A 12,986-nucleotide genomic window follows, 5' to 3' on the forward strand; every position below is an offset into this window, starting at 1 on the left:
AGAGTGAAAACATTTAGCATAACCGAAAAGTCGGCCGCCATATGCTCTATTTCGTGATGTAAGGGTTAGGGATATTCATTAGTTGAAGAATTTCAGCTTCCAGGGCTTCCATGTCTTCAGCATCGTCGGGATCAATGTGGTCGTAGCCTAGGGCATGCAATACCCCGTGTACTGTGAGGTGGGCAGCGTGATGCAGAAACGGCTTTTGCTGTTCTTGTGCTTCGCGCTCGAGTACGGCACAACAAATGATGACGTCGCCAGTAAGTGTGGCGTTGTCATCAATTCCATACTCAAAGCTAAGTACATTGGTAGGGGCATCTTTTTGCCGGTACTGCTTGTTAAGCGCCTGCACCTCGGATGCTTCGGCGAAACGAACGGTAATTTCAAGTTGCTGGTAAGGCACGGCTTGATCGGCTTCGACGTAAACTTGATTAACGCTATCGACCGCATGTTGAACCCATTGTTGTACCTGCGCTTCAGGTACTGGCGTGGCACCAGCGGCGGCGTATTGAATACTTAGGTTGAGCTTAGGATTCATGATCGTGTTTCTCGTAGGCGTCAATAATACGGCCTACTAAGGGGTGTCGTACCACATCTTTGCTGTTTAGGCGGCTAATGGCAATGCCTGACACGTCAGCTAAAACATGTATGGAGTGTTCTAGGCCGCTACGTTGACCACGTGGTAAATCAACCTGCGTAGGATCACCCGTAATAACCGCTTTGCTTCCAAAACCAATACGGGTTAAGAACATTTTCATTTGTTCCACCGTTGTGTTTTGTGCCTCGTCGAGAATGACAAAGCTGTGGTTCAAGGTGCGTCCGCGCATATAAGCGAGGGGTGCAATTTCAATGATTTGTTTTTCGAACAACCGTTGCACCTTTTCGTAGCCCATTAAGTCATAGAGGGCATCGTATAAAGGGCGTAGATAGGGATCGATTTTTTGGGCTAAGTCACCGGGTAAGAAGCCTAAGCGCTCGCCGGCCTCTACGGCGGGCCGCGTTAATACAATACGCTGCACACTTTCGCGTTCCAGTGCGTCGATGGCACACGCCACCGCTAAAAAGGTTTTACCCGTACCGGCAGGGCCCACGCCAAAACTGATGTCGTGCTGCAGTATGTGGCTCATGTAGGCACGTTGACGTTCTGTTCGCGGCCGTAAATCGCGGCGTCGAGTGCGTAGCGTTAGCTCGCTTTCGGTAAGAATGGGTGCCTGCGTGGATGCACTGGCCTCGTCCGATGCAGACTGAGCTGGGCGTCGTGATGGGGTGGACGACTTTTTAGTGTGTTTACGTTGTAAAGCTTCGTGTCGCGCTTTGAGTTCGACTAAGCCGAGTTGCACATCATCAATGCTTAACGCCACGTGTACAGCTCGATCATAGAACCACTGTACGGCATCGGCAGCTACGTCTGCCTCGTGTCCTTCGATGGTAATGTGATTGCCTCTGCGTTTTAGATCTACGTCAAAGGCGCTAGCGATTTGACGTAGGTTTTCATCGAGTGGCCCACAAAAATTGGCGAGATTCGTATTGTCGCCGTCTAAGTGTACGGTACGGACTTGGCTCGACTGGGTCTTGATCATGAGGCTGTGGTGATCGTGGATTCAGACGTTACGATTTCACCGCGTAAGGTATTGGTGAGCGCTTCGGTGATACGAACCTTCACCATCTGCCCAATAAGGCGAGGGTTGGCAGGGAAGTTGACGATACGATTGCTTTCCGTACGCCCCATTAACTCGTTGTCGTCCCGACGTGATAAACGTTCAACCAACACCATTTGCTCGGTGCCAATCATGGATTCACTGATCGCGTTAGCTTGTTCGTTGATCAATGCCTGTAGGCGATGCAAGCGTTCGAATTTTTCTTCTTTCGTCGTGTTGTCGTGTAGGTCCGCTGCGGGGGTGCCTGGGCGACGCGAATAGACAAAAGAGAAGGAGGTATCGAAGCCCACGTCACGAATAAGCTGTAGGGTTTTTTCGAAGTCGGCCTCGGTTTCGCCCGGAAAGCCCACAATAAAGTCCGATGAAAGTGTCATTCCTGGACGGGCAGCTCGTAGGCGTCTAACAATTGACTTGAACTCTAGCGAGGTATAGCCGCGTTTCATGGCGTTCAACGTTGCATCGCTACCTGCTTGCACGGGTAAGTGTAGGAAGGGAACGAGTTTTGGTAGCTTGCCATGCGCCTCGATAAGGCGAGAGGTCATTTCTTTAGGGTGCGAGGTGGTGTAACGAATACGCTCGATGCCCGGAATGTCGTGCACGTATTCGAGCAACATGGCGAAATCGGCGATCTCGGCGCTGTCGTTCATGGGACCACGGTAGGCATTAACGTTTTGCCCTAGCAGGGTTACCTCTTTTACCCCTTGATCTGCTAAATCAGCCACTTCAATTAGCACATCTTCAAAGGGACGAGAGATTTCTACACCGCGGGTATAGGGCACCACACAGAAACTACAGTATTTACTACAGCCTTCCATGATGGAGACAAAGGCCGTGGGGCCATCAACACGGGCAGGTGGCAAGTTATCGAATTTTTCGATTTCTGGAAAACTAATATCTACTTGAGATTTCCCACTGTTATTGCGTTTGGCAATCAGCTCGGGTAAGCGGTGTAGGGTTTGAGGGCCAAACACCACATCCACAAAAGGGGCACGAGCCACAATAGCTTTGCCTTCTTGGCTGGCAACACAACCGCCCACACCAATGACGAGATTGGGATTTTTTTGTTTTAGATGGCGGACGCGGCCTAAATCTGAGAACACCTTTTCTTGTGCTTTTTCTCGCACCGAACAGGTATTAAATAAGATGATATCGGCATCGTCTGGTGTGGTGGTTACCTCGATAGGGCCACTGTCGTTAAGCACATCAGCCATTTTTTCGGAATCGTATTCATTCATTTGGCAACCAAAGGTGCGAATAAACAGTTTACGAACCGGACGAGTTTCATCGTTATCGCTAGGGGATATAGTGTTCTCTTGCATAGTACCGCCGTTACGGGTGTAGACCCCGCGGGCAAAAAAGTTAAAAGTCGTTAATTATAACGCGTCTGGCTGGGCTTACTCTTTATATGTTGTACAGTGAGAGACATAAGCGCTATATATTAGGGTTATGTCTTCTGGTTATAAGGGGTTAGCTTCGGTATCGTTGACATTGGGTAATAAATAGTAAATAGAAAAAAGGAGATCGTAAATGGAACAGGTAAATTTATCGCGTAGAACCTGGCTGCAAAGCACAGGTGGTGTAGCCGGTGTGGTTGGTATTGGTGCGTTAAGCCCGTTAAGTGCTGCACTTGCTTCAACAGATAAGTCGAGTAATGCGGCTACGCTTCCAGATTATTTAAGTTGGAAACACGCTGATAGTCTTATTGTGCACAGCGCGAATACGGTTGAAACCAAACGCTCGGCTTTTGGGACGGGGGTTATTACACCTTTAGATCGTCTTTTTATCCGTAACAACTTAAACCCGCCTAATGCTTCCATTACTGAAGACCCCGATGCATGGGAACTTAAGCTGGAAGGCGTAAAAAATCCACGTACCTTTACGCTGGCTGAACTGAAAGCCATTGGTGTGCAGGCCGTGCCGGTGGTGTTGCAGTGTTCGGGTAATGGGCGTGGCTACTTTCCTGAAAAACCCAGCGGTACACAATGGACCGTAGGTGCTGCTGGTTGTGTGGTGTTCACAGGCGTACCCGTCAAAGATCTTATCGAAGCGGCGGGTGGTTTAGCTGACGATGTGGATTACATGACAAGTAGCGGTGGCGAAGAGATACCTGAGGGCATTGATGCGAATACCGTCAAAGTTGAACGTTCGGTACCTATCGAGGCGATTGAAGATGCCATTTTAGCTTGGGAGGTTAACGGTGTGCCCCTACCATTGGCGCACGGTGGTCCTCTACGCACTATTATTCCGGGCTACACCGGTGTGAATAACGTTAAATATATTCGTCAGGTGGCTTTTACTAAAGATCAGTCTCCTGCCAATATTCAACAGAACAGTTATCGCTTGTCGCCAGTGGGTGAATCCGGCTCTCCAAACAGGCCATCCGTATGGGAAATGCCCGTCAAGTCTTGGATTAACTACCCAGGTGATGAGCATGATCAATTGAAAGCGGGTCGCGTTCAAATTACGGGTGTGGCTTTTGGTGGTATGTCGGCCGCAGACGAGGTCGAGGTGTCAATTGATGGTGGTAAGAACTGGGAAGAGGCGTCGTTTATTGGCCCAGATTTAGGCCCTTATGCATGGCGTCAGTTTGTCTTGTCAGTCGATTTGGAAGCTGGTGAGTATGAATTAGCCAGTCGCGCCACCAATGAAAAAGGCGATACCCAGCCCGAGGAACGCGATTCCAATAACCGTGGCTATTTGAATAATAGCTGGCGTGATCACATGTTGAAAGTGACCGTTGCTTAATACCATTCGCTGCACAATAAACAGGCTGGCATCGGTTCAGCCTGTTTATTATTGAGGAGTAAAGATGTTTGTGAAAAAGTGGCTAGGAATAACGGCTGCAACGTTAACGCTGGCTTTGACGCCCACTGTTTACGCGGCCGATGATGAGGTATTAGAACAAGGTAAAGCGCTTTTCACTAGCGATGCTAAGCCCATGGCTTGTGCGCTTTGTCATGCGTTAAAAGATGCGGGTGCAGCGGGTAGCATTGGCCCCAATCTGGACGATATCCAACCAACGCGTGAACAAATGAAGAAGGTAATGATTGAAGGGATGGGAGCGATGCCGTCCTTTGAGGCCACCTTGTCTGAACAAGAACGAGACGCCATTGTGGAATACGTACACAGCGCATTGAACTAGGCGTTTTTACGTTAAGGCGCTAAATGCTGGATTAATGGCGTCTACGTAGAATAATAAAACGGACTATCTTCTGTTTCGATAGAAGGTAGTCCGTTTTTTATGTTTTGATCTATCCCGTGGTTATGACGCCTTGGGATGGCTTAAAACGCGTTTATTTATCAATGAGTGTTATGTGTTATTCAACAAACTCGGCGGTGCCGTCTTCATCTTTTTTAATGGGTTTGATCAAGTCTTCACGCTTAACCCCTAACCACATGGATATGGCAGCTGCCACAAAGACCGACGAGTAAATACCGAACCAAATACCGATGGTTAATGCTAGCGAGAAGTACTCGAGCGTAGGACCACCAAAAAAGTACATGGACAACACCATCATTTGCGTAGAGCCGTGGGTGATCACGGTACGAGAAATGATTTGAGTGATGGATAAGTTAATAATTTCATCGGTGGGCATGCGACGTTGCTTACGGAAATTCTCGCGAATACGATCCATGACCACCACGGATTCGTTCACCGAATAACCCAATACCGCTAAGACCCCTGCCAGTACAGAGAGAGAGAACTCCCACTGAAACAAGGCGAAGAACCCCAAAATAATGACCACGTCATGCAAGTTTGCCAATGCGCACGATACGGCCAATTTCCATTCGAAGCGAAAAGCCAAATACACCATGATGCCGACTACCACAAACAGCAGCGCCATTAAGCCGTTGTGAACTAACTCTTCACCCACTTGAGGGCCAACAAATTCGACGCGGCGTAGTTCTACCTCGCCGGCATGAGAGGCCTGTAATGCGCTAAGTACCGCTTGGCTTTGGGCCGTGCTTTCCGTACCTTCATCGGTAGGTAGACGGATCATTACGTCACGTGACGTACCAAAGTTCTGGACCTGAAAGTCAGAGTAGCCTAGACCGTTGACCGCTTCTCGGACGGTTTCAAGGGGGGCGGGTACGTCGTAGTTGACCTCAATAACCGTGCCGCCTGTAAATTCAATCGAAAGGTTAAAACCTTTAGATACGATGAAAAATACAGCGAGTAAAAAGAAAAGCGCACTAATCAGGTTTAGCACCAATGCATGGCGCATAAAGGGAATGGTGCGAGTGATTCTAAAAAATTCCATGTTGCTATGCCTGTAAGGGAGAGGAGAGGCGACAAGCGCCTCTGCAAAGGCTTACTTCTTATTATCGGGTTTCCATACTTGACCAATGGCAATGTGTTGCAGGCGACGCTTACGCCCATACCAAAGGTTAACCAATGCTCGTACGCCCACAACGGACGAGAACATCGAGGTAAGAATCCCAATACAATGCACGACGGCGAAACCACGCACTGGCCCGCTACCAAAGGCTAACAAGGCAACACCCACAATTAAACTGGTTAAGTTTGAATCGAAAATGGTGGCCCATGCGCGTTCGAAGCCTAAATGTATGGCCTGTTGAGGCGATGCACCATTTCGTATTTCTTCTCGTATACGTTCGTTAATCAGTACGTTGGCGTCAATGGCCATACCCAGCGTTAAGGCAATCGCAGCGATTCCGGGTAAGGTCAGTGTGGCTTGCAACATCGACAGGGCTGCCAATAATAACAAGACGTTAAAGCTTAAGCCGATGGTTGAGAACAAACCGAACAACTGATAATAGAAAATGATGAAAATCGCGATGGCAATAAAACCGTATAAGGTGGAGTTAAAGCCTTGTTGAATATTTGCAGCCCCTAAGCTTGGCCCAATGGTACGTTCTTCGATGATGCTCATGGGGGCAGCCAACGAGCCAGCTCGAAGCAACAGAGCAATATCAGCGGCTTCGCGGGGGTCCATGCTCCCGGTGATTTGCACCTGACCACTTGGAATTTCACTGCGAATGACTGGGGCGGTAACCACTTCGCCTTTGCCTTTTTCGAACAATACAATCGCCATGCGCTTATTGATATTGTTCCGTGTGACGTCTCGGAAAATGCGCGAACCTTTGCTATCAAGCGTTAGGTTTACCGAAGCTTGTTGGGTCTGGGAGTCACGACCGGGTTGTGCGTCTTGTAAGTTCTCACCTGTTAACACCACTTGGCGACGCAAGAGTAAGTCGCGGCCATCCCTATCGGTATAGCGCTCTAGGCCAAAGGGGACCGTGCCGGCATTCAGTGCAGCGATGGCAGTAGGCGAGTCATCGACTAAACGAATTTCCAGCGTGGCAGTACGCCCAAGAATTTCTTTGGCTTTGGCCACATCTTGTACGCCTGGAAGTTGCACGATAATGCGATCAGTTCCTTGCTGCTGAATGATCGGTTCTGCAACACCGAGTTCATTAATTCGGTTGTAAAGCGTGCTGATATTTTGGCGCAAAGCGTTGCTTTGAGCCTGAGTGATAGCCGCTTCCGCTAATGAGCCGTGTAATTCAACGCTATCGCCAGACGCACGTTCGAAGTTCAGGTCAGGAATTAGCCGGCGTAATTGGTTAAAGGCGCTGTCTCGTTCGTCCGCCGTATCAAAGCGGACAATAACGCTTTGGTTTTGACGCTCTACGCCTTGATTAGCAAGACGTTCATCACGCAATACGGTACGCACTTCTGTTGCTAAGGACTCGTAGCGGCTTGTGAGAGCCCCTTCCATGTCAACTTGAAGCAAAAAGTGAACCCCACCACGTAAGTCCAGCCCTAAGTGCATTGGGTTGGCACCGATGGCGGTAAGCCACGATGGCGAAGCTGGCATTAGGTTTAAAGCAACGGTGTAGTCGGGGTCTTCGGGGTCAGTAATGAGCTCGTGCTCGATTACATCTTTAGCACGTAGCTGCACGTCGGTAGAGTCGAAACGGACTCTAACGGAGCCAACGGGACCGTTTTGTTCGAAGGATGAGCCGGTGGATTCGATATTATGACGTTGAAGAATACTTTCAACGCGCGACATCATGTCGACATCGACCTTAACCGTAGACTTCGCACCGGCGACTTGTACCGCTGGTGACTCACCAAAGAAGTTGGGTAGGGTATAAACAATGCCTATGACTAAAGCAGCTAAGACAGTGAGATATTTCCAAATGGGATAACGATTCATGGGCGCTTCACGGCAAGAGCGGTACAAATAAACCCGAACGATTGTTCGGGTTGAGAGATAGCTTACAGTGTTTTGATTGTGCCTTTAGGCAGAACCGAACTGACAGCTTGGCGTTGAAGAATGAGCTCTACAGGCTTGTCTTCTAGCGCTGAAACTTCAATAGTGATGTAGTTGTCATTCACTTTGGTGATACGGCCTAAAAAGCCACCGCTAGTGATGACTTCGTCGCCCTTGGCTAAGTTTGATACTAAGTTACGGTGCGCTTTTTGACGTTTCATTTGGGGACGAATCATCAAGAAGTACAAAATAACGAACATCAAAATGATAGGCAGCATGCCTACCAAGGCGTTTTCGCCGCCTGCCGCTTGGGCTGGTACTAAAGTTAGAATGTCAGCAACGGACATGAGGTGCTCCTGTGTGGTGTAAGGTAATTTTTAAATTTTGAAAAAACTCAACGTGCTATTGTAGCGGTATATAAAAGACATGAGCGAGGCATAGCTTATTCGATACCTTGCGAACGGTCACGCGCAAATGTTGTTTTCCACTCGTTAAAGCGATTTTCCTCAATGGCTTCGCGCATTTCTTTCATAATTTGTAAATAAAAATGCAAGTTATGAAGGGTGTTCAGCCGTGCTCCTGTCATTTCATTTGAGCGGTGTAGGTGGTGCAGGTACGAGCGTGAAAAATTCGTGCAAGTGTGACAACTACAGCTAGGGTCTAGCGGGCGCGTGTCATTTCGATGTCGTGCATTCCGTAATTTTAAATCACCGAAACGGGTGAATAACCATCCGTTTCGGGCGTTACGGGTGGGCATAACGCAATCGAACATATCCACGCCTTGGCTTACCCCTTCGACCAAGTCTTCAGGGGTTCCCACACCCATTAAATAGCGTGGGGCATTCGTGGGAAGTTTGGGTGCAGTATGGGCCAGCACTCTAAACATATCTTCTTTAGGCTCACCCACTGAAAGCCCGCCAATGGCGTAGCCTTCAAAGCCGATGTCCACCAGACCTGCTAATGACTCGTCGCGTAAATCTTCAAACATACCACCTTGTACGATACCAAAAAGAGCATTGGGATTGTTTAAGGCTTTAAATTCGTCACGAGAACGTTTCGCCCATCGCAGTGACATGCGCATGGATGTCGCCGCCTCGCTATGAGTGGCAGCGCGGCCATCAATAAGGTAGGGCGTACACTCGTCGAAAACCATCGCAATGTCCGAGTTTAACGAGCGCTGTATGCGCATGGACTCTTCTGGCGTTAGAAATTTACGGTCACCATTGATCGGCGAGGCAAAGGTAACACCTTCTTCGGTGATTTTTCGCATTCCTTCAAGACTGAATACTTGAAACCCACCTGAATCGGTTAGGATCGGACCTTTCCATTGCATAAACTCATGTAAACCACCATGCGTATCCATGACCTCTGTTCCGGGTCTAAGCCATAGGTGGAACGTGTTGCCAAGAATAATTTGTGCCTCGATGTCTTCTAGTTCGTGCGGCAACATGCCTTTGACACTGCCATAAGTACCCACCGGCATAAAAATGGGGGTTTGCACTTTACCGTGATTGAGCGTGATTTCACCACGACGAGCGCCGCCGTCGGTGTTAAGCAATTTAAACTGTAATCCATTCATTATTTTTTTGTTGCTTCAATAAACATGGCATCGCCATAACTAAAAAAGCGATAGCGTTGGGTGATGGCATGCGAGTAGGCACGCTGGATGTTTGTTATAGAAGAGAGAGCCGAAACCAACATCAGTAAGGTGGACTGCGGCAAATGAAAGTTGGTAAGTAATGCATCAATCCAGGTGAATTGATAGCCCGGAGTGATAAATAGCGTGGTGTCCCCCTCGATACTGCCATCGGCATGGCGTTGGCCGTTGCTTTTCTCGGGTTGAGCGGCCGACTCAAGAGCACGGACGCTTGTGGTGCCCACGGCAATCACTCGTTTACCTGCAGCGCGCGTAGCCGAGATTTTTTGTAGCGTTTCGGCAGGGACATGATAGCGCTCTGCGTGCATTTCGTGTTCACTGATTTTTTCTACGCGCACCGGCTGAAAGGTACCTGCGCCAACGTGTAAGGTGACGAACGCGGTTTGTATGCCCATGTCCGCCAATAATGACAGATAGTCTTCGTCAAAATGTAGCCCTGCTGTGGGTGCCGCGACGGCACCTGGCTCTGTCGCGTAGACGGTCTGATAACGAATATCATCGTCTTCAGTAGGCGTGACATCAATGTAAGGCGGTAAGGGTGTTGCGCCGTACGCTTCCAATGACGCCAACACAGGTTGGCTGAAAACTAATTCGAACAATGATTCATGTCGTCCTACGACATCAACCTCGACCTGTTCGTCGGAGAGCAGTAACCGCGTGCCTGCCTTAGGCGATTTGCTGGCCCGAATATGCGCTAGCGCGGTGTGTGATCCGGTGACCCGTTCGATCAGGACTTCCACTTTTCCGCCCGTGCTTTTATGACCAACTAGCCTCGCTTTAATCACCTTGGTGTTATTAAAGACCAGCAAATCCCCTGCGCTCAAGAGTGAGCTCAGTTGTTTAAAGGTGAGATCTTGAAGCTCGCCGTGTTCGTCTACATGCAATAGACGGCTAGCGTTTCGGGTTGCGGCTGGAGCTTGGGCAATAAGCTCTGGGGGTAAATCGTAATGAAATTGACGAATGTCTAAGGTGGGGTCTACAGGCATAAATGATAAAAACAAAAAAGGGGCTGGCCCCATGATAAGCGATCATTTTACGCGCTTGTGCGTTTTAGGCCTAGATTTCCCGTGTTTTGTCGTAAATTTCGGTATGCTCATGGTTTTACGATGTCTAATTTTGCTCAAAGGGAACGTATGTTCGGCATGATTGCAACGCGGTGGGCTCGGTATGCCGGAAGCTTGGTGATATCGGGTTTCGTGGGGTGGGGCGGCGTAAGTCAGGCACAAATCGTCGGCTTGCCAAGCGAGTTGGCGGCGTCTTGGAAAGCCACAGGGCTTTCTGATTCGTCCTTATCCTTAGTGATTCAAGATGTGGATGGCAGGACGTTGGTTAACCATAATGGTTTGGTGCCACGTAACCCAGCCTCGGTGATGAAGTTAGTCAGTACGTGGGCTGGGCTTTCTGCCTTAGGCCCCGATTATACGTGGCGTACCAGCTTGATGGCCCAGAGGGGCGGGAGGGTCGATGCGCAAGGCTCTTTGCAAGGGCCGTTATACGTGAAAGCCAGTGGTGACCCGTTGATGACAGTACCTGATCTGTGGTCACTATTACGAAATTTACGTATGCGCGGGGTTAAAAACCTGGGCGAAGTGATTATTGATCGTTCGGTTTTTGGGAATGTGAGCATTGATCCTCATGCCTTTGATGGTGCGGGTGACCGTCCCTACAATGCCAGTCCGGACGCCGCTGTGGTGGCTTTTGGTGCTTCACGCATTGTGCTTCAGCCGGATGCGCAGAATCGTAAGTGGATGGCTTTTGTTGATCCGCCCGCGTCAGGCTTACGAGTAGAGGGTGAGATCGAATGGACCAACGCTGTCTGTTCCGGCTCACCCAACATTGCTACCAGTGTGCGTACCGTTGGTCACGAGGTCGTGGTAGGCCTTAGTGGTAAGGCAGCTGGCTCGTGTGGCGAGTTCAGCGTTTACCGGTTGACACAAAGTCAAAACGAATTCTTTCGCAGTGTGTTTAAGTCTTTATGGAAAGAGCTAGGTGGAACCTTGGCGCATGACGTTTCAGCTGGTGTGGCGCCGCGAAATGCAAGCGCCATTGTCTGGCACGATTCCCGTCCGCTTGCTGAGTACATTCGCACCATTAACAAGCAAAGTAATAACTTAATGGCCACTTTGCTGTTGTTAGCAGTGGGGGTGGAGTCTAACGGTGAGGGGGCAACAGTTGCCTCAGCCGAACAGGCCGCAATGCGAGTGTTAAGCCAACAGGGTATTAATACACAAGGGTGGCGTATCGACAATGGCTCCGGTTTGTCCCGAGTCGGACGATTAACAGCCGAAGGGTTAGCCTCGATGCTTCAGGTGGTTTGGCGTTCCAACTACATGCCTGAGTTCATCTCTTCTCTGGCGATTTCAGGAGTGGATGGTACGGTGCGACGTCGCCTGCGAGATGATGAAGTCATGGGTAGAGCGCATCTAAAAACAGGAACACTTCGAGATGCGCGCGCTTTGGCGGGTTACGTTTTAGGGGCATCCGGTAAACGCTATGTTTTGATTAGTATGGTGAATGACGATCGCTCTTCTGCTGTTCGCCCTTTCGATGATGCTGTGGTTAAGTGGCTCGCTAATCAGTAATCGCGCTGGCTTTGGTTTAAAATCGATGCATGCTCAGCGACATGCCGTTTAGGCATGGCTGTATATTGGTCTCAAGGATGTTTCATGCCTATACACGAAATTCGTCACCCTCTTATTCGCCATAAGCTTGGTTTAATGCGTCGCGCAGATTTAAGCACCAAGAATTTTCGCGAAATGTCACAAGAAATTGCTGCCTTATTAACCTATGAGGCGTCTAAGGATTTGCCGTTAGAGGCGGTGGAAATCGAAGGATGGTGCGGCACGGTACCTGTGGAAAAGCTCGCGGGTAAAAAGGTAACGGTTGTGCCAATCTTGCGTGCGGGCATTGGTATGCTCGATGGGGTGCTTAGTTTAATACCGGGAGCAAAGGTTTCGGTGATTGGTATCGCCAGAAACGAAGAAACGCTTGAGGCGCAAACGTATTTAGAGCGTTTGGTTGGCGAGCTCGACCAGCGTCTAGCACTTATTATTGACCCAATGCTGGCCACGGGTGGGTCAATGGTTGCCACGATCGATCTACTTAAAAAAGCAGGATGTAAAAACATACGGGCTTTGGTGTTAGTGGCAGCGCCAGAAGGAATAAAAACGGTGCACGATGCGCATCCCGATGTTCAGATTTATACGGCGTCTATCGATAGTCATTTAGATGAGAATGGATATATTGTGCCTGGCTTAGGCGATGCCGGAGATCGTATTTTTGGCACGCGTCAAAAAGTCGAATAGTAAAAGGTAATATGTAGTGAAATTAAAAGTCGGTTTTTTACCGGCTTTTTTATTCCTGCTATTTTTTTTTACAATCCTTTTGCTCCAAAGGCTAGAGTGTTCGGCAAAATCATGTAAGCTGAAT

At 49.1% G+C, this 12,986-nt stretch carries 12 protein-coding genes; 4 read left to right on the forward strand and 8 right to left on the reverse strand.

What is annotated here, in order from left to right:
• Nucleotides 1-46 precede the first annotated feature (46 nt).
• The 3 genes from ybeY to miaB are packed head-to-tail and all read right to left on the reverse strand — an operon-like array spanning nucleotide 47 to nucleotide 2,977.
• Entirely contained in the window at nucleotides 47-538 is a 492-nt protein-coding gene (gene ybeY / locus AC2UZI_RS04475; RefSeq protein ID WP_486942616.1) for an rRNA maturation RNase YbeY, read from the reverse strand.
• Nucleotides 528-1,580 carry a PhoH family protein gene (locus tag AC2UZI_RS04480; protein ID WP_486942617.1) on the reverse strand — a complete coding sequence of 351 codons (1,053 nt, stop codon included), beginning with the start codon at nucleotides 1,578-1,580 and terminating at the stop codon, nucleotides 528-530. The genes ybeY and AC2UZI_RS04480 overlap by 11 nt, the downstream gene beginning before the upstream one ends.
• On the reverse strand, nucleotides 1,577-2,977 hold the full coding sequence (miaB, locus tag AC2UZI_RS04485; protein ID WP_486942618.1) for a tRNA (N6-isopentenyl adenosine(37)-C2)-methylthiotransferase MiaB: 1,401 nt from the start codon (nucleotides 2,975-2,977) through the stop codon (nucleotides 1,577-1,579). Before miaB ends, AC2UZI_RS04480 begins: the two co-directional genes overlap by 4 nt.
• A 208-nt stretch (nucleotides 2,978-3,185) precedes the next feature.
• On the opposite strand from miaB, the gene sorT reads away from it, so the two are divergent.
• Nucleotides 3,186-4,403, forward strand: coding sequence for a SorT family sulfite dehydrogenase catalytic subunit (gene sorT, locus AC2UZI_RS04490; RefSeq protein ID WP_486942619.1), 1,218 nt, complete (start codon nucleotides 3,186-3,188; stop codon nucleotides 4,401-4,403).
• A 64-nt stretch (nucleotides 4,404-4,467) separates the two neighbouring features.
• Nucleotides 4,468-4,800, forward strand: coding sequence for a SorU family sulfite dehydrogenase c-type cytochrome subunit (gene sorU / locus AC2UZI_RS04495; RefSeq protein WP_486942620.1), 333 nt, complete (start codon nucleotides 4,468-4,470; stop codon nucleotides 4,798-4,800).
• Between the two features lie 175 nt (nucleotides 4,801-4,975).
• Here the strand turns inward: sorU and secF are convergent, their stop codons facing one another.
• From secF to queA, 5 genes are all read right to left on the reverse strand, one after another.
• The gene (gene secF / locus AC2UZI_RS04500; protein ID WP_486942621.1) at nucleotides 4,976-5,920 is read right to left on the reverse strand and encodes a protein translocase subunit SecF; all 945 of its coding nucleotides are present in this window, start codon (nucleotides 5,918-5,920) and stop codon (nucleotides 4,976-4,978) included.
• Nucleotides 5,921-5,971: 51 nt separating this feature from the next.
• Nucleotides 5,972-7,843 carry a protein translocase subunit SecD gene (gene secD / locus AC2UZI_RS04505; RefSeq protein WP_486942622.1) on the reverse strand — a complete coding sequence of 624 codons (1,872 nt, stop codon included), beginning with the start codon at nucleotides 7,841-7,843 and terminating at the stop codon, nucleotides 5,972-5,974.
• A gap of 62 nt (nucleotides 7,844-7,905) precedes the next feature.
• Nucleotides 7,906-8,247 carry a preprotein translocase subunit YajC gene (gene yajC / locus AC2UZI_RS04510; RefSeq protein ID WP_486942623.1) on the reverse strand — a complete coding sequence of 114 codons (342 nt, stop codon included), beginning with the start codon at nucleotides 8,245-8,247 and terminating at the stop codon, nucleotides 7,906-7,908.
• A gap of 95 nt (nucleotides 8,248-8,342) precedes the next feature.
• A complete protein-coding gene (tgt, locus tag AC2UZI_RS04515) occupies nucleotides 8,343-9,479 on the reverse strand; it encodes a tRNA guanosine(34) transglycosylase Tgt (RefSeq protein ID WP_486942624.1) in 1,137 nt (378 codons plus the stop codon).
• Entirely contained in the window at nucleotides 9,479-10,576 is a 1,098-nt protein-coding gene (gene queA / locus AC2UZI_RS04520) for a tRNA preQ1(34) S-adenosylmethionine ribosyltransferase-isomerase QueA (RefSeq protein WP_486942625.1), read from the reverse strand. The genes tgt and queA overlap by 1 nt, the downstream gene beginning before the upstream one ends.
• A gap of 87 nt (nucleotides 10,577-10,663) precedes the next feature.
• Here queA and dacB point away from each other — a divergent pair, with 87 nt between their 5' ends.
• The gene (gene dacB, locus AC2UZI_RS04525) at nucleotides 10,664-12,139 is read left to right on the forward strand and encodes a D-alanyl-D-alanine carboxypeptidase/D-alanyl-D-alanine endopeptidase (RefSeq protein WP_486942626.1); all 1,476 of its coding nucleotides are present in this window, start codon (nucleotides 10,664-10,666) and stop codon (nucleotides 12,137-12,139) included.
• An 84-nt stretch (nucleotides 12,140-12,223) separates the two neighbouring features.
• A complete protein-coding gene (gene upp, locus AC2UZI_RS04530; RefSeq protein WP_486942627.1) occupies nucleotides 12,224-12,862 on the forward strand; it encodes a uracil phosphoribosyltransferase in 639 nt (212 codons plus the stop codon).
• Nucleotides 12,863-12,986: the final 124 nt, after the last annotated feature.

Source organism: Paenalcaligenes sp. DL 463, from assembly GCF_057475185.1.

Bases quoted from the DNA above. Each gene is read 5' to 3' on its own strand.
- ybeY (WP_486942616.1), bottom strand. From the start codon at position 538: ATGAATCCTAAGCTCAACCTAAGTATTCAATACGCCGCCGCTGGTGCC.
- AC2UZI_RS04480 (WP_486942617.1), bottom strand. From the start codon at position 1,580: ATGATCAAGACCCAGTCGAGCCAAGTCCGTACCGTACACTTAGACGGC.
- miaB (WP_486942618.1), bottom strand. From the start codon at position 2,977: ATGCAAGAGAACACTATATCCCCTAGCGATAACGATGAAACTCGTCCG.
- sorT (WP_486942619.1), top strand. From the start codon at position 3,186: ATGGAACAGGTAAATTTATCGCGTAGAACCTGGCTGCAAAGCACAGGT.
- sorU (WP_486942620.1), top strand. From the start codon at position 4,468: ATGTTTGTGAAAAAGTGGCTAGGAATAACGGCTGCAACGTTAACGCTG.
- secF (WP_486942621.1), bottom strand. From the start codon at position 5,920: ATGGAATTTTTTAGAATCACTCGCACCATTCCCTTTATGCGCCATGCA.
- secD (WP_486942622.1), bottom strand. From the start codon at position 7,843: ATGAATCGTTATCCCATTTGGAAATATCTCACTGTCTTAGCTGCTTTA.
- yajC (WP_486942623.1), bottom strand. From the start codon at position 8,247: ATGTCCGTTGCTGACATTCTAACTTTAGTACCAGCCCAAGCGGCAGGC.
- tgt (WP_486942624.1), bottom strand. From the start codon at position 9,479: ATGAATGGATTACAGTTTAAATTGCTTAACACCGACGGCGGCGCTCGT.
- queA (WP_486942625.1), bottom strand. From the start codon at position 10,576: ATGGGGCCAGCCCCTTTTTTGTTTTTATCATTTATGCCTGTAGACCCC.
- dacB (WP_486942626.1), top strand. From the start codon at position 10,664: ATGTCTAATTTTGCTCAAAGGGAACGTATGTTCGGCATGATTGCAACG.
- upp (WP_486942627.1), top strand. From the start codon at position 12,224: ATGCCTATACACGAAATTCGTCACCCTCTTATTCGCCATAAGCTTGGT.